General features: G+C 54.1%; 19 protein-coding genes. 6 read left to right on the top strand and 13 right to left on the bottom strand.

What is annotated here, in order from left to right:
• Positions 1 to 7: 7 nt before the first annotated feature.
• Together T491_RS15935 and T491_RS0107185 are read left to right on the top strand one after the other, a co-directional pair.
• A complete protein-coding gene (locus T491_RS15935; protein WP_051523020.1) occupies positions 8 to 1897 on the top strand; it encodes a DNA topoisomerase 3 in 1890 nt (629 codons plus the stop codon).
• Between the two features lie 25 nt (positions 1898 to 1922).
• Positions 1923 to 3962: an OmpA family protein gene (locus tag T491_RS0107185; protein WP_028903291.1), complete on the top strand. Its 2040-nt coding sequence runs from the start codon at positions 1923 to 1925 to the stop codon at positions 3960 to 3962.
• On the opposite strand, the gene T491_RS17375 is transcribed toward T491_RS0107185, so the two are convergent.
• From T491_RS17375 to T491_RS16990, 4 genes are read right to left on the bottom strand one after another with little or no spacing between them, the layout of a single operon-like run.
• A complete protein-coding gene (locus T491_RS17375) occupies positions 3874 to 4257 on the bottom strand; it encodes a DUF5056 domain-containing protein (RefSeq protein WP_197018821.1) in 384 nt (127 codons plus the stop codon). The two genes, T491_RS0107185 and T491_RS17375, sit on opposite strands and share 89 nt — an antisense overlap.
• Positions 4247 to 4786: an RNA polymerase sigma factor gene (locus T491_RS0107190; RefSeq protein ID WP_028903292.1), complete on the bottom strand. Its 540-nt coding sequence runs from the start codon at positions 4784 to 4786 to the stop codon at positions 4247 to 4249. The genes T491_RS17375 and T491_RS0107190 overlap by 11 nt, the downstream gene beginning before the upstream one ends.
• A 7-nt stretch (positions 4787 to 4793) precedes the next feature.
• Positions 4794 to 4991 carry a PspC domain-containing protein gene (locus T491_RS0107195; protein ID WP_036915564.1) on the bottom strand — a complete coding sequence of 66 codons (198 nt, stop codon included), beginning with the start codon at positions 4989 to 4991 and terminating at the stop codon, positions 4794 to 4796.
• Positions 4984 to 5676: a DUF6249 domain-containing protein gene (locus T491_RS16990; protein WP_155950066.1), complete on the bottom strand. Its 693-nt coding sequence runs from the start codon at positions 5674 to 5676 to the stop codon at positions 4984 to 4986. The genes T491_RS0107195 and T491_RS16990 overlap by 8 nt, the downstream gene beginning before the upstream one ends.
• Before the next feature lie 103 nt (positions 5677 to 5779).
• On the opposite strand from T491_RS16990, the gene T491_RS0107205 reads away from it, so the two are divergent.
• From T491_RS0107205 to T491_RS0107220, 4 genes are read left to right on the top strand one after another with little or no spacing between them, the layout of a single operon-like run.
• Positions 5780 to 7060 (top strand): hypothetical protein, encoded by a 1281-nt coding sequence (locus T491_RS0107205; RefSeq protein WP_036915567.1) that lies wholly within the window; start codon positions 5780 to 5782, stop codon positions 7058 to 7060.
• A 21-nt stretch (positions 7061 to 7081) separates the two neighbouring features.
• A complete protein-coding gene (locus T491_RS0107210; protein ID WP_028903295.1) occupies positions 7082 to 7876 on the top strand; it encodes a thymidylate synthase in 795 nt (264 codons plus the stop codon).
• A 34-nt stretch (positions 7877 to 7910) separates the two neighbouring features.
• Positions 7911 to 8393, top strand: coding sequence for a dihydrofolate reductase (locus tag T491_RS0107215; protein WP_028903296.1), 483 nt, complete (start codon positions 7911 to 7913; stop codon positions 8391 to 8393).
• Positions 8394 to 8410: 17 nt separating this feature from the next.
• The gene (locus T491_RS0107220; RefSeq protein WP_081773286.1) at positions 8411 to 9175 is read left to right on the top strand and encodes an ion transporter; all 765 of its coding nucleotides are present in this window, start codon (positions 8411 to 8413) and stop codon (positions 9173 to 9175) included.
• Here T491_RS0107220 and T491_RS0107225 read toward each other — a convergent pair.
• From T491_RS0107225 to T491_RS17885, 9 genes are all read right to left on the bottom strand, one after another.
• The gene (locus T491_RS0107225) at positions 9159 to 9434 is read right to left on the bottom strand and encodes a hypothetical protein (protein ID WP_081773287.1); all 276 of its coding nucleotides are present in this window, start codon (positions 9432 to 9434) and stop codon (positions 9159 to 9161) included. The genes T491_RS0107220 and T491_RS0107225 overlap by 17 nt on opposite strands.
• Before the next feature lie 86 nt (positions 9435 to 9520).
• Positions 9521 to 9763: a hypothetical protein gene (locus T491_RS0107230; protein ID WP_155950067.1), complete on the bottom strand. Its 243-nt coding sequence runs from the start codon at positions 9761 to 9763 to the stop codon at positions 9521 to 9523.
• A gap of 187 nt (positions 9764 to 9950) precedes the next feature.
• A complete protein-coding gene (locus tag T491_RS0107235) occupies positions 9951 to 12821 on the bottom strand; it encodes a glycoside hydrolase family 2 TIM barrel-domain containing protein (RefSeq protein WP_036915570.1) in 2871 nt (956 codons plus the stop codon).
• Positions 12818 to 13906, bottom strand: a complete 1089-nt coding sequence (locus tag T491_RS0107240; RefSeq protein ID WP_081773288.1) for a glycoside hydrolase family 43 protein — start codon at positions 13904 to 13906, stop codon at positions 12818 to 12820. The genes T491_RS0107235 and T491_RS0107240 overlap by 4 nt, the downstream gene beginning before the upstream one ends.
• A 4-nt stretch (positions 13907 to 13910) precedes the next feature.
• Positions 13911 to 15851, bottom strand: a complete 1941-nt coding sequence (locus T491_RS15945) for an alpha-L-arabinofuranosidase C-terminal domain-containing protein (RefSeq protein ID WP_081773289.1) — start codon at positions 15849 to 15851, stop codon at positions 13911 to 13913.
• Entirely contained in the window at positions 15851 to 16240 is a 390-nt protein-coding gene (locus tag T491_RS0107250) for a hypothetical protein (RefSeq protein ID WP_028903302.1), read from the bottom strand. The genes T491_RS15945 and T491_RS0107250 overlap by 1 nt, the downstream gene beginning before the upstream one ends.
• Before the next feature lie 157 nt (positions 16241 to 16397).
• A complete protein-coding gene (locus T491_RS0107255; protein ID WP_028903303.1) occupies positions 16398 to 16625 on the bottom strand; it encodes a hypothetical protein in 228 nt (75 codons plus the stop codon).
• Between the two features lie 28 nt (positions 16626 to 16653).
• Positions 16654 to 17049 carry a hypothetical protein gene (locus T491_RS0107260; RefSeq protein WP_081773290.1) on the bottom strand — a complete coding sequence of 132 codons (396 nt, stop codon included), beginning with the start codon at positions 17047 to 17049 and terminating at the stop codon, positions 16654 to 16656.
• 8 nt (positions 17050 to 17057) lie between these two features.
• Positions 17058 to 19392 (bottom strand): DUF3987 domain-containing protein (locus T491_RS17885; protein ID WP_231480202.1); only part of this gene is annotated, 2335 nt, incomplete at its 5' end.

Raw genomic sequence — 19392 nt, forward strand, 5'->3', positions numbered from 1 at the left:
AATAAGCATGATAGTCTGTATAGCAGAGAAACCGAGTGTAGCTCGGGATATAGCAAGAATATTAGGCGCCAACAGCTCGCGCGACGGCTACATGGAGGGCAACGGCTACCAAGTGACGTGGACCTTCGGCCACCTGTGCACGCTGAAGGAGCCAGGCGACTATACACAGGCCTGGAAACCCTGGGCGCTCACCCAGTTGCCCATGATTCCACAGCGATTCGGCATTAAGCTCATCAATGATAAAGGTATCGAGAAGCAGTTCAAGATCATTGAGGGCCTGATGCAGAAAGCCGACAGTATTGTGAACTGCGGCGACGCCGGACAGGAGGGAGAGCTCATCCAGCGCTGGGTGATGCAGAAGGCACAGGCCAAGTGCCCCGTGAAACGCCTCTGGATATCGTCGATGACCGACGAGGCCATCCGCGAGGGCTTTGCCCAGCTGAAGGACCAGGGCGACTACCAGCCGTTGTATCTGGCTGGTCTGAGCCGCGCCATCGGCGACTGGTTGCTGGGCATGAATGCCACCCGTCTCTACACGCTGAAATACGGTCAGAACCGTCAGGTGCTGTCCATCGGTCGCGTGCAGACCCCGACCCTGGCACTCATTGTGAACCGCCAGAAAGAGATTGAGAACTTCAAGCCAGAGCCCTACTGGGTACTGGCCACCGTGTATCGCAACACCACTTTTACAGCTACCAAAGGCAAATTCACCTCGAAGGAAGAGGGCGAGAAAGCCTTTGCCACTATCGAGGGCAAGCCCTTTACGGTCACCAAGGTGGAGAAGAAGGAGGGCAAGGAACAGCCACCCCAACTCTACGACCTCACCTCGCTACAGGTCGACTGTAACCGTAAGTTCGGTTTCTCTGCCGAGATGACGCTGAACCTGATTCAGGCGCTCTACGAGAAGAAATACACCACCTATCCCCGTGTGGATACCCAGTATCTCTCGGATGACATCTACCCCAAGTGTCCACAGACCCTCAACGGCCTGTACCAGACCAAGTTTGATGGCATGGCCGTCTATGCCGAGTTCATCAAACCCATTGGCGGCAAGGCCCTGAAGAAGAGCAAACGTGTGTTCGACACCTCGAAGGTTACCGACCACCATGCCATCATCCCCACCGGCGTGATTCCCCAGAACCTGAGCGACCTTGAGAAAAAGGTGTTCGACCTGGTGGCCCGACGTTTCATCGCCGTGTTCCTGCCCGACTGTAAGTTCTCTACCACCACGGTATTAGGCGAGGTGAAGGGCGAGGAGACCGTTGAGTTCAAGGTTACCGGTAAGGAGATACTAGATCCGGGCTGGCGTGTGGTACAGGGCAAGCTCCAGAAGGAGGAAGAGCCGGCTGAGGGCGAGACCAGCAAACAGCAGGAAGAGGAAGAGCGCACGCTGCCCACCTTCGTCAAGGGCGAAAGCGGCGACCACCAACCCACACTGACCGAGAAGTGGACTACCCCACCCGCCTACTACAACGAGGCATCGCTGTTGCGTGCCATGGAGACCGCGGGTAAGTTTGTGGAGGACGAGACCCTGCGCGCCGCCATGAAGGAGAACGGCATCGGTCGCCCGTCAAGTCGTGCGGGTATCATCGAGACCCTCTTCAAGCGCCACTACATCAAGCGCGAACGCAAGCGCCTGATAGCCACGCCAACCGGCATCGAGCTCATCGACCTGATTCGTGAGGAGCTGCTGAAGAGCTGTGAGCTGACGGGTATCTGGGAGAAGAAACTACGCGACATAGAGCATCAGAAATACGATGCCGGACAGTTTATCGAGGAACTGAAACAGCAGGTCAGTGAGATTGTCAACGAGGTGATGCGCGACCCGTCGAACCGCCGAGTCACCGTCACCACCGACGAAGACTTGAAGAAGAAAAAGAAAGCAGGCAATAAATAGCCTGCTTTTTCGTTTATAATATGGTATGCGAAGCTATCTATACATATTATATATAAGTGTCTGTGTCCTGCTGCTCATGGGCTGCGGGGCGGAACAGGCTGTGAAGAAAGGCGATAAGTACTGGACGGTAGGCGAATACTACGATGCTGCCGAGCAATATAAGAAGGCGTACAGTCAGACGCCCAACAAGGAGCGCGACACCCGTGGCGAACGTGCCAGGAAACTGGCAGAGTGCTACCGCCGACTGAACCAGACCAACAAAGCCATCAACGCCTACAAGAACGTGGTGCGCTACAAGAAATCCGACTCGCTCACCCACCTGTACTTAGGCCAGTTGTATATGCGCAACGGCAACTACAAAGAGGCCGCCAAGGCTTTTGCAGCTTCGGTTGACAGTTTGCAGATGACAGCCGACAGCCTGCACCTGCAGTTAGCCAAGGTGGGACTGGCGTCGGCTCAGCAGGCGCCACTGTGGAAGAAGACGGGCTCGGCCTACACGGTGAAGAAGATGGACCTGTTTAACTCGCGCCGCGACGACTATGCGCCGATGCTGGCGGGCGACAGCGACGACCAGCTGTACTTCACCTCCACCCGCAACCAGGCACAGGGCGACGACCTGAACGGCATCACCGGTACCAAGAGCGCCGACATCTTCTATGCGCAGAAAGACGAGAAAGGCAAATGGGGCAAGCCACAGGTGATAGAAGGCGACCTGAACTCGGCCTACGAGGAAGGCGCCTGCTGTTTCTCGCCCGACGGCAAGACGATGTATCTCACGCAGTGCCAGACAGACCCTAACTACCCGCGCTATGCCCGCCTGATGGTGTCGCATCGCAGCGACGCCTCCTGGAGCAAGCCGCAGGAGCTGATTATCCTGCACGACACGCTGACCAGCTTTGCACACCCTGCCGTGAGTCCCGACGGCCAGTGGCTCTACTTTGTGAGCGACATGAGCGGTGGCATGGGCGGCCTCGACATCTGGCGATGCCGACTGCTGAAAGACGACGAGGCAGGCGTGATCGAGAACTTAGGTGCTCCCGTCAACACCCCAGGCGACGAGATGTTCCCCACCTTCCGCCCCAATGGCGACTTGTATTTCTCATCCAACGGACACCCGGGCTTGGGCGGCTTAGACATTTATTTTACGACCGATGGCCGTAAGATAAATCACCCCGGCTGGCCCTTGAACTCACAGGGCGACGACTTCGGAATGACCTTCGAGGGCAAACGCAACCAGGGTTTCTTCTGCTCCAGCCGTGGCGACCTGCGCGGGTTCGACCATATCTACAGCTTCTATAACCCGGAGATTGTACAGACCATCAAGGGCTGGGTGTACGAACAGGATGGCTATGAGCTGACTGCCGCACAGGTGTACATGGTGGGCAACGACGGTACCAACCTGAAGCTCAGCGTGAGGAGCGACGGTTCGTTCACACAGGAGATCAAGCCCGGTGTCGACTATGTGCTGTTAGCCACCTGCAAGGGGTTCCTGAACCATCAGGAACAGATACGCGTCGCCCCCGTCAAGGCATCCGAAGAATATGTGCTGCAGTTCCCGCTCGCCAACATCTCGGCACCCGTGCTGATAGAGAATATCTTCTACGATTTCAACAAAGCCACCCTGCGCCCCGAATCGCAGCAGGCGCTCGACCAGCTGGTGCAGCTGCTGAACGAGAATCCGAACATCACCATCGAGCTCTCAGCCCATACCGACTGCCGCGGCTCGGAGGCTTACAACGAGCAGCTGTCGCAGCGCCGTGCCGAGAGCGTGGTGGCCTACCTGATAGCCCACGGCATTGCGGCCGACCGCTTGACGCCCAAGGGCTACGGCGAGAGCAATCCAAAGCGCATCAAGAAACGTGTGGCTGAAAAATACGCGTTCCTCAAGGAGGGCGATGTACTCACGGAGGAGATGATCAACGCGCTACCTGAGGAACAACAGGAAGAGTGCCATCAGATGAACCGACGGACCGAGTTTAAAGTGCTGCGGACAACTTACGGTATGTTTGATAAGGCAGGAAGACTAATACAAAGCCCAGCATCAGCATCAACGTCCAAGGATTGATTTCGATCTCGGTGGTCGGTGCTGTGATGAGGAACACCTCGATGGTGTTCACCAGCATCTGCTTGCCACCCGCCAGGAATCCCTCGACAATGGACCAGCCACTGGCCATCCAGAATATCAGTCCTGCTGTCAGCACACAGAATACGGTCCACAGGCGCGACAAGCAGCGCACCCTCGACACGCTCCGCTTGGGCAGGTTCATCATCACCCGCTCGGTAAAGGCGTTATCCGCTATCTCCTGCTTGGCAGCCTGCTCAAACAACTGCTTCAGCAATATGTCATTCTTATCCTCCATATCCATTCTCTCTTAAATAGTTAGTCATTTTATCTTTTCCCCTTTTCAGGTGCGATTTCACCGTATTCTCATTGATGCCTGTAATCTTGCTGATCTCGTCGATGGCATAGCCATCAATCAGCTGCAGGGTGATACAGGTGCGTTCGGCGGGTTTCAGCAGTGCCAGCGCCGCGTGGATGTCCATCTTGATATTCGAGTCGCCTGAAGAAGCCGTTTTTCGCAATGCCCCCGAATCCTCGAGATCATCCGCCGGATGCTGAACGCGCACCTGATCGTAGAATACATTGTAGGCAATACGCATCAGCCATGTTGAGAAGCTCGACATGCCACGGAACTTGGTGATGTTGACATAGGCCTTGATGAAGGTTTCCTGCGCCAGATCGTCGCTGAGCTGCTCATCGCCCAGTGTCTGGTTCAGGAAGAACCTGCGCACAGGCGACTGGTACTTCCGCACAAGCTGCTCGAAGGCCTGCTTGTTGTGGAACACCGCCACCTGTGTCACTAATGCTATGTCGCTGATACTTGCCATTCTGTTTTCAATAATCTAACAAGCGTTTCTCGGGCATTACAATCCAGAGTACTATATAGAATGGTATTCCACTGAAACATGTGAAGAATGTCAGAAATGCGTAGGCAATGCGCACCATAGTGGGGTCGAAGCTCAGATAATCGGCAATACCTGCGCATACGCCTGCCAGCACTCTATCGTTTGATCTCATCAGTCGCTTATTCATAATTCTGTATATTTTGGTTGTTGTTATAGTTATGCATGTTATCGTGGTTCTGCTTGTCCTTTCGGGCAATGTACCACTTACCCAGTCCGATAAAGAATACCAGTGCACCGATACCGAATCCTACCTGACCTGCAACGATGCCCAGGAAGATGGCCAGGCCAACACCTGTGAACATCTGTCGGATGCCAGCGTTGTAGCTGTTGCTGTCCCAGTCGTCCTTCTTCGCCTCCTTCAGCAGGTCGTCGGGGATGGGCTGTCCGTTCTGGATGGCCATCTGCGCCAGCTTGTACTTCTCCTTACGGTTGCGATTGATAAAGTAGAATACCAGCAGCACGATGATGACAGGCATCAGGAATCCTACACATACAATAGCGATGATGGGGATGAGCAGCCCCATAAAGGCTGCGCCGTCCATTCCACCGAACAGCTCGTGAACCACTTCGCCTGCATCGTCCGATTGGTAAACCACGCGGTGGCGGTAACCGTTGTTGTTGTCGTCGTCAGCAGTAGCGTTGTCATTTTTAGTAGCAGTAGTGTCCGAGAATGCCTCGATGGCATCGGCATTGTGTTTTACAGTATCGCCCACCTGCTCTGTACGCGGTGTGTGGCGATGTTTCTGTGCAGTAGCGTTAGCATTCATGCTAAGCGCGAGCACCATGGCAATTGCGATTAAATACTTCTTCATATCTTCTTTGTTTTGAATTTCTACATCTGTTTGACGTAAGAAACATAAAATTAGTTGCAAAGATAGTGATTTTTCTCAGATTTTTTTTAATTTTGCATCGAAAATGGTACAATTACCCGAAAAATTCGTCAGCGAAACGAGGCGTGTGATGGGCGAAGAACGCTTCAGCCGCTTCATGGGAGCCTTTGAGGAAGAGGCGCCTACCTCTATCCGCGTGAATCCACGGATAGCCACTGACCATGGCGCATGGAACGTGGACCATTGTGAGGCCCCAGTGCCTTGGTGCACCGAAGGCTGTTATCTGGCCGATCGCCCTCAGTTCACGTTCGACCCCCTACTCCATGCCGGCTGCTACTATGTGCAGGAGGCATCGTCGATGTTCGTCACCCACATCCTGCGGCAGACAGGAGACAGGCCGCAAAGTGCCTTGGACCTCTGCGCTGCCCCGGGCGGCAAATCCACAGCCCTGCGCAGTGTGCTGCCCGCCGACTGTGTGCTCATCAGCAACGAGCCCATGGGCAACCGCGCCCAGATACTGCTGGAGAACGTGACGAAATGGGGCGGACCCAACCACATTGTGACCAACAACTACCCGCGCGATTTCCGCAAGGCCAAGCTGAAGTTCGACCTGATACTGTGCGATGTGCCCTGTTCGGGCGAAGGCATGATGCGCAAGGACCCGGGCGCCATCAGCGAGTGGAGTCCGCAGAACGTGGAGAAGTGCTGGCAGCTGCAGCGCGAGATTGTGGCCGATGCGTGGGAGTGCCTGAACCCTGGCGGACTGCTGATATACAGTACCTGTACCTATAACACCAAGGAGAACGAGGAGAACATCCAGTGGATACTGGACACCTACGATGCCGAGGTGCTCGATATCCCTACCGATCCCTCCTGGCACATCACCGGCTCGCTACTCCCTGGCTTCGACAAGTCCGTGTATCGTTTCATCCCCGGCATCACCCGTGGCGAAGGACTCTTTGCCTGCGCCCTGCGCAAGGCCGGCGACAGCGACGAGCCCCGGAAGAAAAATGATCGCAAGCGCTCGGCTATGCCGCTTTGCAAAGCAAAGAACCGCCCCCATGATCAGTTGGATAAGCTGAAAGTGCTTGAGGCTGAATTCGAGAAGGGCGGAACCAGCGTGGATGTAGATTACGGCGAGGCGCTGAAATACCTGCGCGGCGAGGCGATGGTGCTTCCGGCTGGCGCACCGCGTGGCATCGTCAACATTACTTATAAGGGACAGCCGCTCGGTCCGGTGAAGAACATCGGCAACCGCGCCAACAACCTCTACCCCAAGCCGTGGCGCATCAAGAGCACCCACCTGCCCGCCGAACCACCCGAAGTTATTAATATACGAACTACAAAAGGTCCTGAAGTCCTGTAGTCCGTTGCTAAAATATAAAATATGAAGCAGTATTTAGACATCCTGAACCGCATCCTGACCGAGGGCACCCAGAAGGGCGACCGCACCGGTACAGGCACCATCAGCATCTTTGGTACCCAGAGCCGCTATAATCTCGACGACGGATTCCCCCTGCTCACCACCAAGAAGCTGCACCTCAAGAGTATTATCTACGAGCTGTTGTGGTTTCTGAAGGGCGACACCAACGTGAAGTACCTGCAGGAGAACGGCGTGCGCATCTGGAACGAGTGGGCCGATGAGAACGGCGAGTTGGGTCCGGTGTATGGACACCAGTGGCGCTCATGGCCCGATTATAACGGCGGCACCATCGACCAGATACAGTATGTGCTCGACCAGTTGAAGAACAACCCCAACTCACGCCGCATGATTGTGTCGGCATGGAATGTGGCCGAGGTCAACCAGATGGCCCTGCCGCCCTGTCATACCATGTTCCAGTTCTATGTGGCCGACGGACGCCTGTCGCTGCAGCTCTACCAGCGCTCGGCCGACACGTTCCTGGGCGTGCCGTTCAACATTGCCAGCTATGCCCTGCTGCTGCAGATGATGGCGCAGGTGACCGGTCTGAAGGCTGGCGACTTTATCCATACCACGGGCGACACCCACCTGTATCTGAACCACATTGAGCAGGCCAAGCTGCAGCTCACCCGCGAGCCACGCCCCCTGCCCAAGATGATTATCAACCCCGATGTGAAGAACCTGTTCGACTTCCGCTTCGAGGACTTCGAACTGGTGGGCTACGATCCCCACCCCCACATCAAAGCCGAAGTTTCGGTATAAAGTTCAAATCTCAAAGTTCAAACCTCAAAGTTCAATGATCAACATCATCGCAGCGGTTGCTAAGGATAGAGCAATCGGATTTCAGAATAAACTGATTTATTGGTTGCCCAACGACCTGAAGCGCTTCAAGGCGCTCACCACGGGCCACACCATCATTATGGGGCGTAACACCTTCCTGTCGCTCCCCAAGGGCGCACTGCCCAATCGCCGGAACATCGTGCTGAGCCGCAGCACCAAGGCGTTCGAGGGCTGCGACGTGTATGCCTCGCTCGAAGAGGCCCTGCAGCACTGCACACCTGACGAGGACGTGTATATCATCGGCGGTGCCAGCGTGTATGAGCAGGCTCTCGGCATGGCCGACCGCCTGTGTCTGACCGAAATCGACGATACGCCCGCAGAGGCCGACACCTTCTTCCCGCCTTACAAGGACGATTGGAAGGAAGTGGCCCGCGAGGCGCACGATACCGACGAGCGCCATGCCCAGCGCTACGCCTTTGTAGATTACATCCGCAAATAAAAAAAACACCATCTGTTATGGAACGACTGAAGGACCTGCTTTGTAATGACCGGGCGATGCTCACTGCCATCATGGTCAACACCGCCCTGATGTTTATCGGCGGCTTCTGGCCGCACACCTTCTGGTTCGACCTGGGCGACACCCTGTTCACCATCCTGTTCATGTTCGAGGCGTGGGCCAAGATCTCACGCCTGGGCTGGAGAGCCTATTGGCGCGAGAGCTGGAACAAGTTCGACTTTCTGGTGCTCATCATCGCACTGCCCACGCTGGCAGCCCCGTTCGTTCCTCACACAGTGGCCACCAACGGCATCCTGGCGCTGCGCTCCATGCGCATGTTCAAGAGCCTGAAGATGCTGCGCTTCATTCCTAACATCCAGCGGTTGCTGGCAGGCATCCGCCTGGCGTCGAAGGCCACGCTCTTTGTGTTTATCGCCTTCTTCGTGTTTCTCTTCACGTTCAGCATCCTGTCGTCAACCATCTTCGCCGAGAAGGCTCCCGAGTACTTCGGCAACCCCGCGCTCAGCCTCTACAGCACCTTCCGCCTGTTCTCTATCGAGGGGTGGTACGAGCTGCCCGACGCCATAGCCCAGCACAGCAGTGCCGGCTGGGCCCTGTTTGCCAGGATCTATTTCTCGGTACTCATGTTTCTGGGCGGCGTGGTAGGTTTGTCGCTCGTCAATTCGATCTTCGTTGATGCGATGGCCGAGGACAACAACGATGAGGTGCTGGAGAAACTGCGCCAGCTGGAAGAGAAAATTGACCGGCTCAGCAAGGAGCGCTGATGCGCCTGGCTTTCTTATTGACGTTGATGGGCGTACTGGCGGGGAACACGATGCTATAGGCGGCATCGAGTTCGGCCAGATGTTTCATGGTCATATAACCACCCTCCTTGCTGGAAAACACGCCTGCGGTATTGCGGAAGGAATGGAGCAGCGAGTTCACAGGAATGGAGGCAATCCATGCGGAGTCGCGTTGCATGTTGCGTTGAAAACGTGATGACAACAGCCTCACATCCTTTAACGCGAAAGGTCTACAAGCCATTTGAGCATCTGCCCCAATGACACTGAGAGAACAAAAGATGCAAAGGAAAAGTATTCTCATTGAGATGTTCGAACAACTTAATCGTTTCATTTGTTCCAGTATTGTATGAGCTTCATAAGTTCTTTCTTTGTGACTTGTACCACGGCACCGTGCTTCTGCTCTGAGAAATTGGTGCGGTGCATGGGACACTGCCCATAGTCGAAATAGCCCAGAGGAGTGAAGTGTTCCAAGCCTTGAACGCCTTGGAGTTTTGAGTGGGGAGTTTTGAGTTGAGAGTTTGTTGCATCTTCGCTTTCGTCGAGAGCGACACCTTGCCTTTTGTTTGCCATGGCAGTTGCTCTGTGGTGGTGTACTGCGTGAATGTCTGTGCCGAGGCCTCCAAGCCCACGACCATCAGAAATAGAATTGTCAGTTTTTTCATTGCCCTATGGTTTTTGTTTCAGAAATCTGGTGCAAAGGTACTACATATCCCTCATATTTCTTTTCATTATTCAGTCAAAGAGTAGCAAAAATCTTTCAATTAATAATAGGTATGATACGGAAGGTGTATTCCATATCTTGGGCATGTACCATGTGGCGGTCCAGCGGGCGGGCAGCCCAGGAGTCGATGCAAGCTTGCCCCTGTTGGATAAGGTCGATGCAGAGGTTGGTGCAGTCGGCTTCAGGAAGGGTGACGGAATGGGAACAGGGCAGGATGCGCTTGTCCTTGTCGATGCCGTCGTCTAGTTGATCGATGGTGTAGTGCAGAGCCGACATGCTGAGAGGCAGTAAGCCGCTGATTTCTATACCACAACCTGCATCATTGGTGAGTCGCCACCAACGGACATCGGTCTTGGTGCCGTTTTCCTGCGGACGCACGTAGGGATGAAATTGTTCAGTCACAGTCTGACGATAGATGCCCAGACGTGCGGCGGCACGACGGTTCTGGTAGTTTTCCCACGGGCCACGGCCATAATACGTTATGTTCTCCATCTCGTGCGGCAATTGCATCTGCATGCCGAAGCGGAACATGTCGGGTGCGCGATGGGTGCTGTCTGTCTCCAATCGCTGCGTCACAGAGAGCGAGCCGTCAACCTCTATATGATATATAATGTATAGATGACAATGCAGGTCGGGCAGGTCATAGGTGGCTGTGGTCGTCAGTTCCTTCTGCTCGAAGGATGCGAGGGTCATCTTGGGCTCGAGCCATGCGCGCTGCTTGCGTTGCAACTTGGCGCCGTAGTCGTTGTCCGTGGGGGCGCGCCAGAAGTTGGGGCGAAGTTGTGTGCCGGGCTTCAGCAGCGAAGTACCGTCGGGTAGCATCATGCTGTTAATAAAGCCTGTTTTGGTGTCAAATCCTACATTTATTCTACATTTTCCATTCTCCTTTTTACATTTTCCATTCTTGCTCTGCAAGACGAGTTGCTCATAGGCGATACGTTCATTGCCTCGGAAATAATCTACATTCAGCAGATATTCAGCATCATTGGGTAGGTCGCCTATGGGTAGTTCAATAATGGAAGAGTCCTGTGGTTGCACATCCATTCCCTCGATGCTCCCTTTCTTTACACTTACACCGTCGCGCATCAACTGCCAGCGCAGCGTGATATCGGAAAGGTCAGTAAAGAAGTTCTCGTTATAAACGCTGATAGCTGTGGATGTCACCAGCCGTGTCCAGATATTTTGGTAGAAATACCGCACTTCGTATGCATGCGGATTTGGCTTCAGATCTGGTTGGAAGAGTCCGTTGACACAGAAGTTGTGATCGCCCGTGACGGTGGTTGCCAAGTCGCCATCATAGCCAAAGCTACCGTCGGGCAGGCGCACGGCCTGATCCACCATGTCCCAGATAAAACCGCCTTGAGCCTTGGGCGACTGGCGGATTCGATTCCAGTATTCGTCCAGTTCGCCGACGGAGTTACCCATGGCATGAGCATATTCGCACATAATCATCGGTTTCTGTTTGGAAGGGTTGGCCAGATAGGCATCCATGCGTCCGTAAGTCGGGTACATGGGGCAGTAGATGTCGGTGGCCCGCTGCGTATCGTAGGCTTGTTCGAACTGTATAGGGCGTGTCGGGTCTTCCACCTTTAGCCAGTCATACACCTGCTCGAAGTTCTCTCCGTAACCGCACTCGTTGCCCATGCTCCAGATGATGATGCAAGGATGGTTTCGGCGCGAGGCCACGTGACGCTGATTGCGCTCCATATGGGCTTTCTTGAAGAGCGGGTTTTTGGCAAGCGTTTTCTCTTTGAAGCCCATACCGTGTGTCTCGATATTCGTCTCGCTGACCACATATAGCCCGTAACGGTCGCAAAGCTCGTACATATACGGGTCATTGGGATAGTGGCTCATGCGCACGGCATTGATGTTCCATGACTTCAACAGCCGCACCTCGCGTTCCATGCGTTCATGCGAGACTACATAACCGCTGTCTGGGTCTAACTCGTGGCGGTTCACGCCCTTGATGAGCACGGGCTGATCGTTAACCAGCAGTTGCGCATTCTTTATTTCCACGCGACGGAAGCCCACTGGTATCGTAATGTTGTCGCCCGCATCGCTGGTGATGTGTAGTTGATAAAGGTTGGGCTGCTCGGCACTCCAAAGCTTGGGATGCTTCATTGATAATAGGTGTTGCCCGCTGTCCATTATCCATTTTCCTTGATCCTTTGAGGCAAGTTTTGCCTGCCACTTGACTTTCCCCTTCGTCTTCACGCCTATCTTCAGCGTTCCCTCGCTGAAATCATCGCTTAGTAGCACCTCCACCTTTACGTCCTCGATGCGGCGCTTTGTGCGGGCTGCGAGGTAGGTCTCGCGCGCAAAGCCCTTGTAGCGGAAAAAGTCCTGATCCTCCATATAGCTGCCGTCGCACCAGCGACGCACGAGCATCTTAATCTCGTTTTCCCTGCCGAAACGGATATATTTAGTCAGGTCGAATTCCTGCTCCAGCTTCGAGTCCTCTCCGTAGCCTACATACTTGCCGTTGCACCACACTTCCACGCACGATGTCACACTTCCGATATGCAGAATAACATCGCGTCCTTTCCACGTCTTAGGAATCGTCCAGTTGCGAACGTAGGTATAGCTGTAATTCGCTGAGTCGGGCAACTCGGGCGGGTTGCTCTTCCACCATGTCTTCCATTCGTAGTTCTGCCCTGCGTACATTGGCTCACCTAAACCATTGAGTTCCCACATACCAGGAATCGGCATCGTGCGAGGATTATCGCTCGTGGCATTATCCCATACGCCGTGCAACGACATTCGCCACTCGTTCTTGTTCGTGAAGTCGGCATGAGCCGCCATGCGGTTTACCTCATTAACATTCGGGTCTTGCCAAGGCTCCAGTTTGTCTTGCGCCACTGCGGAGAAGCCGATAAGACTAAACAATAACAACAGTAATTCTCTCATTTTTGCCAATATTTGATTAGTCGCTTCAGTTCCTTCTTCATCACCTGTACCACGGCTCCGTGCTTCTGCTCAGAGAAGTTGGTACGCTTGAGCGGACAGTTGGGCTCATCGAAATAGCCAATGGGTGTGAAGTTCTGTAGGTCTGTGGTCTCGCAGAAGTAGAAGTTGTGTGGTTCCATCGAGTAGCGGTCCTGCATCAAGATCCATTTCTGTTGTCCGATGAGCTTCCAGAGCATGGGAGCCTCATGAACCTGCGGCACGCCATCGTCAAAAGGCACCAGCGTATAAGGTCCTGTTAACGAATGACTGACGGCATGGCGTGGATGGCCATGCTCGGTGCAGAATAGATGGTAGATACCGTCAATGAGTGTGATATCGGAGTCAATGACATGCTTCGTGATATGTCCTTCAGTATCCTTTGGTCCTGTGAAAAGCACCTGCGGGTTGGAGGTCATGTGGGTAAAGTCATCGCTCATATAGACGTATCGGATGTGGTTACGACCGCGCTGGAAGCGGGTCGTGAAATGCATCATAATGCGACCGTCTTCGGTGGTAATCATCTCAGGTGCCCATGCACAACCCATCTCGCTCCACGGCAGCGGATTCCCCTCGGCATCGACCTCGCCTGTGGGACAGGTGAGAGATGAAAGGTCAAGGTTCGTTCGTTGCCAATGGATGAGGTCGTGTGAACGCAGCAGTACCAGTCCGCGATTGTTGCCCCAATCGTATTTCTTGCCGTCGCGTTCCCACTCAGTGGTGCGCACCCCATCACGCTTGCCGAATACATGAAGGTCGGTCATCGCCACACAGAAAGCACCATCGGGGGCACGGAAGATGTATGGGTCACGAATACCCTTTTGCATAGCAATGGTATCGCCAACCATGATAGGTTTGTCATCATTGAAGGCCGTCCATGTATAGCCGTCCCACGAGTAAGCCATGTGCAGTCCGTGATCAGCATCCTTATGATAAACCATCACGTAACCTGCCATGTCCTTCTCGGACGGCTGTTTCTTACTCTTAGCTTGCACATTGTCAGTTAGGATAAGGGCGGCAAGCATCGCCAGAATAATGATACGTTTCATCTCGTTAATAGGTTATAACAGTGAAAGAATAAGGGGGCAGTTCACGTGTGAAGCGTTTCGGTAGTCGCTCCTGGCAGACGGTAGGCTTCACGTCGGTGTCGAAATGTTGTCCCTGACCGTTTTTGTAGTCGCGTTCACCTTGCAGGGTAGTGACAGAGGCAGTCTTGCTTTTCAGTTTAACACCACTGAGATTGACGTTGACGCTGACGCTGCTTCCGGTGGGATTGACCAACTTCACAGTGACGGTTCCAGTCTTGCTGTCGCGAACACAAGATGCTGTCTCCGTGCCACTTACTACATTGTATAAATAGGTGTCGCCATGGTTTTGTCCGAAGAGCTGTTGCACGTAGTAATTGACAGTGGGATAGACATCGGTCTTGTCAAAATAGATGAGGTCGGGGTTCCACTGGGTGTTGCCGATTCGTGCCAGCAGAGGGGCATAAGACGACATCCATACCACATCACCGTTGCGCTCCAGGTTGCACATGTAGGCTGCTTCAGCGATAGCGTTCTGTACGGTGTTACCACGGCTAGCATACTCGCCAACATATACTTTGGCTTCCATCCGGTTGTAGTCATCGTAGCGGTGCAGGTTGTCAAGGAACCATTGCGGTGGACGATAGCAGTGCTCATCGACTAATTCGGGATTCGTCTCACGGGCAAAGGTCCAACCTTCATGCCAGTCCCAGTCGTTGACATCCGGACCCACCGTGCCCACAATTTTGATATTCGGGTACTTATCTTTGACTGCACGTTGAATCATGGCAAAGCGCTCCTTGAATTCAGGAGTAATGTGGTCTTCGTTGCCAACACCAAGGTATTCCAGTCCGAATGGCTCAGGGTGACCAGCTTCGGCACGCATACAGGCCCACTTTGAGGTAGTCGGGTCGCCGTTGGCCCACTCTATGAGGTCGAGCATATCCTGTACGTATTCATCCATCTCATCCATCGGGATGAACTGCTGTCCATTGCCACGGCTACGGGCTGAGTTCTGGCAGCTCACTCCAGCAGCCAGCACAGGCAGGGGCTTTGCGCCGATGTCCTCGCACAATTGGAAATACTCATAGAAACCGAGACCGAAACTCTGGTGGTAGTTCCAGATATTGTAATCCTCCTTGCGTTGCTCCAACGGACCTACGGTGTGCTTCCATCGATAGATGTTATTCAGCCCGTCGCCGTGAGTGAGGCATCCGCCAGGAAAGCGTACGAAGGCAGGATGCAGGTCGGCGAGTGCCTGGGCGAGGTCGGGACGCAGTCCATTCTTGCGACCACGGAAGGTATTCTGTGGGAAAAGAGAAACCATGTCCATCGAGATACTACCCTCCTGCAAGAAACGGATATCGAGTACTGCATTGTCGATGTCACCATTGGAAGTGAGTTTTGCCTCGTACTTCTTCCAACTCTTTGTGTTGGCTTCTAACGTGGCTTCCGCAAAGATGCTGTCACGAGTGTAATCTTTCCTGTTCACCCGGCATAGCGTCACTCGAACCGGCATACGGTTGGTATCCTCGCACCTAAGCCATATGCTGAAATCGTATGTCTCGCCCTTACGGATGACCATACCCTCATAGCCAGTGTTGCTCAGTCCGGCTCCCTTGCAGCCCGCGGTAAACACGGTCATGGTGGCATAGTGTCGGTTGTTAGGGTTGAGTGGCCGTTCTGTCTCTAATGAGATACGGCTGATGGCATTACCATCCTTCAACGACTCCCACGCCGTGAAGGGGTGCCACTGACCCTTTTTGTAATACATGCGAAGGTCGATGTCATGGGGGCTATACTCGAACGAGCGGTTTTGTACCATTTCGGCATATAGTCCGCCGTCAACCGTGTAATTCAAGTCCTCGATGAAAATGCCGAACAGGTCGGTGCTGATGGATTTCTCCTGACCTGCGACATGTGCCGACAAAGACGGGAAAAGTAATAAAAATAAAAGGATACGTTTCATTATTGATGTTTGATAAGAGATTTACGGATAGGGATGATTCTGAACGTGTATTCCATATCTTGGGCATGAACCATGTAACGGTCTAGTGGACGGGCTGACATGCTGAGAGGCTGTGAGCCGCTGATTTCTATGCCGCGGCCTGCATCGTTGGTGAGTCGCCACCAGCCATTGGCGTAAGGGCTGTTCGCCTCAAATTTGTCAAGGACGGGAAGCATGGCACGGCGTATCATTGCCGACCATTTGGAGGCATAGGCGTTGATGATTTCCAGAGCCTTATTTGTATCGCCAAACTTGGCACACTGCCATGCGGTCCACATGTCCCGCTCACTGCCACCTTTTGTGCTGGCATATTGTCCGTCGCGGGCCACCACTTCGTATGGGCCAGCCATTTTGTAATCTGTTTGAGCGCAAAGGTTGAAGGAACCTAATAACATCACACACAAGAGGACTATTTCTTTTTTCATCTACTTTTTTTATTAATACGATTCAAACCTCAAATATACGCATTTTTATCAAAATCGGAAAAGAAAAGTTGATTATATTATTCTATTCTGTACTCTCTACATACGAGATAAAATCTTCTACTGAAGTGCTCAGTATTACTTTGGGCTGAAGTTTTTCGTTATTCAAACGTTCTATAGTGATGGTTTGTTTCCTTCCATCTTTCAACCAAACTGTCAGATGTTCCTCGTCTGTAGCCTCTACTTTTTCAATTTTTGACTCTGATTCAAATGGTTCCAAAATCGAGTCTGTCAGTAGCACTGGCTTGTCCATTGACAAGGGACAGCACTTGAGTGCCTGCTCAGCCAGGAGCGCTGATGCGCCTGGCTTTCTTATTGACGTTGATGGGCGTACTGGCGGGGAACACGATGCTATAGGCGGCATCGAGTTCGGCCAGATGCACATGGCGCAATCCTATATCCAGTTTAGTAGCAACGATGGCCCTGAGCAGTTCGCGATGTTTGCGGGGATACAGGGACGGCGGCGGCAACAGGTCGTTGCCACACACCTGCTCGTCGGCCACCACCGTACGGCTGCACACCAGCCAGATAAAATCGTCGGTAGCCTCGGGGCCGAACCACGCCTTGAGCACGTGGCGGATGCAGAACCGTTTGTACTGCCCTGCGAGGAGTCGCCTTGTGCGCTCCAGTCTGCGCCAGAGCTGCACAAAGCATGCTTGATTATTCGTAATTTCCATCTTAATGACTATTGACTATTCACTACCTTCCTAAACCTCCCCTCGTCGGTGAGCATCACCAGCCCTTGTTTGCGCCAGTTCTTCAGCATCTGCTGCACGCTGTTGCGCGTCACGTCGGCACCTTTCACGGCTATACAGAACTGCATGGCCTGCTCGAAACTGAACTGCGGGTCGAGGCGCTCGAAGATGGAGTCGTTTTTGGAGCGGCGCATCCTGCTGCTGGCCACACCGGCATAGTCGCGACTGCGGTAGGCTGCCTCAATGCGCTCACGGAAAAAGTAGAGGGCGCTATCCAGCAGCTGGTCGGCTATCACATCATAGAGGTCGAGCATGGCGGCGGTCTGGGTCTTCAGCAGCATCTCCTTCCACAGGTTGGGATGCTGTTTCAGCTGTGTTTCGGCACCGTTGAGTCCGTGCTTCTGTATGAGCTGTTCGCACACCTTGCAGAGCATCAGGCAGCACACCATGCGCTGGGCGGTGACGCAGGTACGGAATCGCTCGCGGGCCTTCACACGGTCGTCGCTCATCATGGCTTCGAGTCGTATCTTCTCCAACCACTCGCGGCCCTTGGCCTCCAGCTTGGGCAGCACCACCGCGCCTGCCATCAGCGGCAACAGGTGAGCCACCTGCTGTATGCGCTCGGTCTGTCGGCTGGTCAGCACGTAGGGCTTGTCCTCCAGCGGCGCATAGGTGTTGTCGGGTGTCTGCGACAGGGCGATACGGCTCTGAAAGCCATCGGTATAGTTGGTCACCACACGGTAGAGGGCATCGGGTGTGCCGCACATCACCACATTCCACAGCAGTTGCTTGATGTGTACATTCACCGCCTCGGCGCTCTTGGCCTCGCGGTCGTACTTACTGCCGTCGTAGCTCTGGCGCAGCAGCACCGAGAAGTCGCTCATGGCCGACCGCCACTTCTGCGCCACAGTGTCGGCCTCGGGGGTGAACGAGAAGGCGTGCTTGCCCTCCACGTTGGCCAGTCGTTCGGCCAGGTTGGCCACGGTGTTGTTCAGCGGTATGTAGCGCACGGGCAACTTGGGTTCCTCGGGCTGCTCCTTCTTGTTTTTGGCAGCACGCTTCTTGCGGCGGAACTCGGCTTCCTGCGCCTGATACATCTCGTCGAGTGCCGACACCTCGCTCATCCAGGCATCAACCACGGGGTCGATGTCGCCCTTCCTGCTGGCAAACTCGCCCACGATATACGATATCAGGTTGAGTCCGCGCACATGGCCGTGCACATCGAGCCTGACACCCGTGGCGAGCGCGCCTATGCAGGGGCACACCGCCGTGATAACCGGCATGGCGAGATCGGGGCCCACGGCGTCGATACTGTCCTTGATGCCCTGCGGCAACTTAGGGAATTTTTTTCGCAGCGGACTACAGGACTTAAGGTATTCTGTTTCTTCATCATCAGCAGCGGCAGAATCAGTCCTGTTAGTCCTGTTTTCCACTGCTAAAAGATTAAGTACATTGCGTAGGCGCTGTGGAAATCCATTGTACTCCGAGCTCAGGGCGTTCTTGATTTTCGCACGCTTCTCTTCGGGGGTGAAGCCGTCGTAGCAGGGGATGACCTGATCCAGCCAGTCGGCATTCTTGGCGCAGATGTGGCGCAGGTCGCAAGCCAACTGGAAGGTCAGCGTGTCGCGGTCGCCCTCGGTGGGTTCGAAGCCCTGGTTGTTCACCTCCCAGTACTTACGTATAATCGTCTCAAACGGTATGCCGTGGTACTGCGTGGGGAAGGTTTTTCGCCGCGGACTACAGGACTTCTGGTCTTTTTCTTCTTGAGAATTGCCAACGGAATCAGTCCTGTTAGTCCTGTGGTCCGCTGCTAAATCAATCTCAAAGATGCTGTCGTCGAGGTAGACCAGCTCGTGGGCTGATGTGGTGAAGAATACACGCGTGATGTCCTTGGCCTGTGCATCGTAGGCGACGCCCAGCAGATTGCTCGCCCATTTCAGGTTGCCCACCTGGTCGAGTTCGGGCTTTCGGCGGAATACCAGATGGAAGCCACCGCCACGGGCACTCTCCTCGAGCATGAGCAGCCCCAGCTCCTCCTTTTTGTTCAGGATGCGTTCACGGATGGCGGGCATCTCATCGGGCGCCAGGTGGTCGATATCCATGCCCACGGTGGTGCTCATACGGGTGCTGCCTTTCAAGGTGCCGTCGTCGTTGGGCAGGCAGCTGTAGTTCATCTGCACGAGCTTGTGTTTCAAGCCCTCCTCGCCCCCACGGATGCGCTGTACCAGTTGCTGCTGTTCGCCACCATTACGCAGCGCCATATACTCCTCTCTCGAACGGACGGGGCGCATCATCTTCACCCCATCCTTATAATAAATCAAATGT

The organism is Prevotella sp. P6B4 (genome assembly GCF_000619985.1).
Taxonomy (GTDB): Bacteria; Bacteroidota; Bacteroidia; order Bacteroidales; family Bacteroidaceae; genus Prevotella.

Excerpts from the sequence above, each read along its gene's own strand:
- T491_RS0107210 (WP_028903295.1), top strand. The coding sequence starts at position 7,082 with ATGAAGCAGTATTTAGACATCCTGAACCGCATCCTGACCGAGGGCACC.
- T491_RS0107230 (WP_155950067.1), bottom strand. The coding sequence starts at position 9,763 with ATGGCAAACAAAAGGCAAGGTGTCGCTCTCGACGAAAGCGAAGATGCA.
- T491_RS0107240 (WP_081773288.1), bottom strand. The coding sequence starts at position 13,906 with ATGAAACGTATCATTATTCTGGCGATGCTTGCCGCCCTTATCCTAACT.
- T491_RS16990 (WP_155950066.1), bottom strand. The coding sequence starts at position 5,676 with ATGAAGAAGTATTTAATCGCAATTGCCATGGTGCTCGCGCTTAGCATG.
- T491_RS0107260 (WP_081773290.1), bottom strand. The coding sequence starts at position 17,049 with ATGGAAATTACGAATAATCAAGCATGCTTTGTGCAGCTCTGGCGCAGA.
- T491_RS15945 (WP_081773289.1), bottom strand. The coding sequence starts at position 15,851 with ATGAAACGTATCCTTTTATTTTTATTACTTTTCCCGTCTTTGTCGGCA.
- T491_RS0107250 (WP_028903302.1), bottom strand. The coding sequence starts at position 16,240 with ATGGCTGGCCCATACGAAGTGGTGGCCCGCGACGGACAATATGCCAGC.
- T491_RS0107215 (WP_028903296.1), top strand. The coding sequence starts at position 7,911 with ATGATCAACATCATCGCAGCGGTTGCTAAGGATAGAGCAATCGGATTT.
- T491_RS0107190 (WP_028903292.1), bottom strand. The coding sequence starts at position 4,786 with ATGGCAAGTATCAGCGACATAGCATTAGTGACACAGGTGGCGGTGTTC.
- T491_RS0107235 (WP_036915570.1), bottom strand. The coding sequence starts at position 12,821 with ATGAGAGAATTACTGTTGTTATTGTTTAGTCTTATCGGCTTCTCCGCA.
- T491_RS0107195 (WP_036915564.1), bottom strand. The coding sequence starts at position 4,991 with ATGAATAAGCGACTGATGAGATCAAACGATAGAGTGCTGGCAGGCGTA.
- T491_RS0107205 (WP_036915567.1), top strand. The coding sequence starts at position 5,780 with ATGGTACAATTACCCGAAAAATTCGTCAGCGAAACGAGGCGTGTGATG.
- T491_RS0107225 (WP_081773287.1), bottom strand. The coding sequence starts at position 9,434 with ATGGCTTGTAGACCTTTCGCGTTAAAGGATGTGAGGCTGTTGTCATCA.
- T491_RS17375 (WP_197018821.1), bottom strand. The coding sequence starts at position 4,257 with ATGGAGGATAAGAATGACATATTGCTGAAGCAGTTGTTTGAGCAGGCT.
- T491_RS15935 (WP_051523020.1), top strand. The coding sequence starts at position 8 with ATGATAGTCTGTATAGCAGAGAAACCGAGTGTAGCTCGGGATATAGCA.
- T491_RS0107220 (WP_081773286.1), top strand. The coding sequence starts at position 8,411 with ATGGAACGACTGAAGGACCTGCTTTGTAATGACCGGGCGATGCTCACT.
- T491_RS0107185 (WP_028903291.1), top strand. The coding sequence starts at position 1,923 with ATGCGAAGCTATCTATACATATTATATATAAGTGTCTGTGTCCTGCTG.
- T491_RS0107255 (WP_028903303.1), bottom strand. The coding sequence starts at position 16,625 with ATGGACAAGCCAGTGCTACTGACAGACTCGATTTTGGAACCATTTGAA.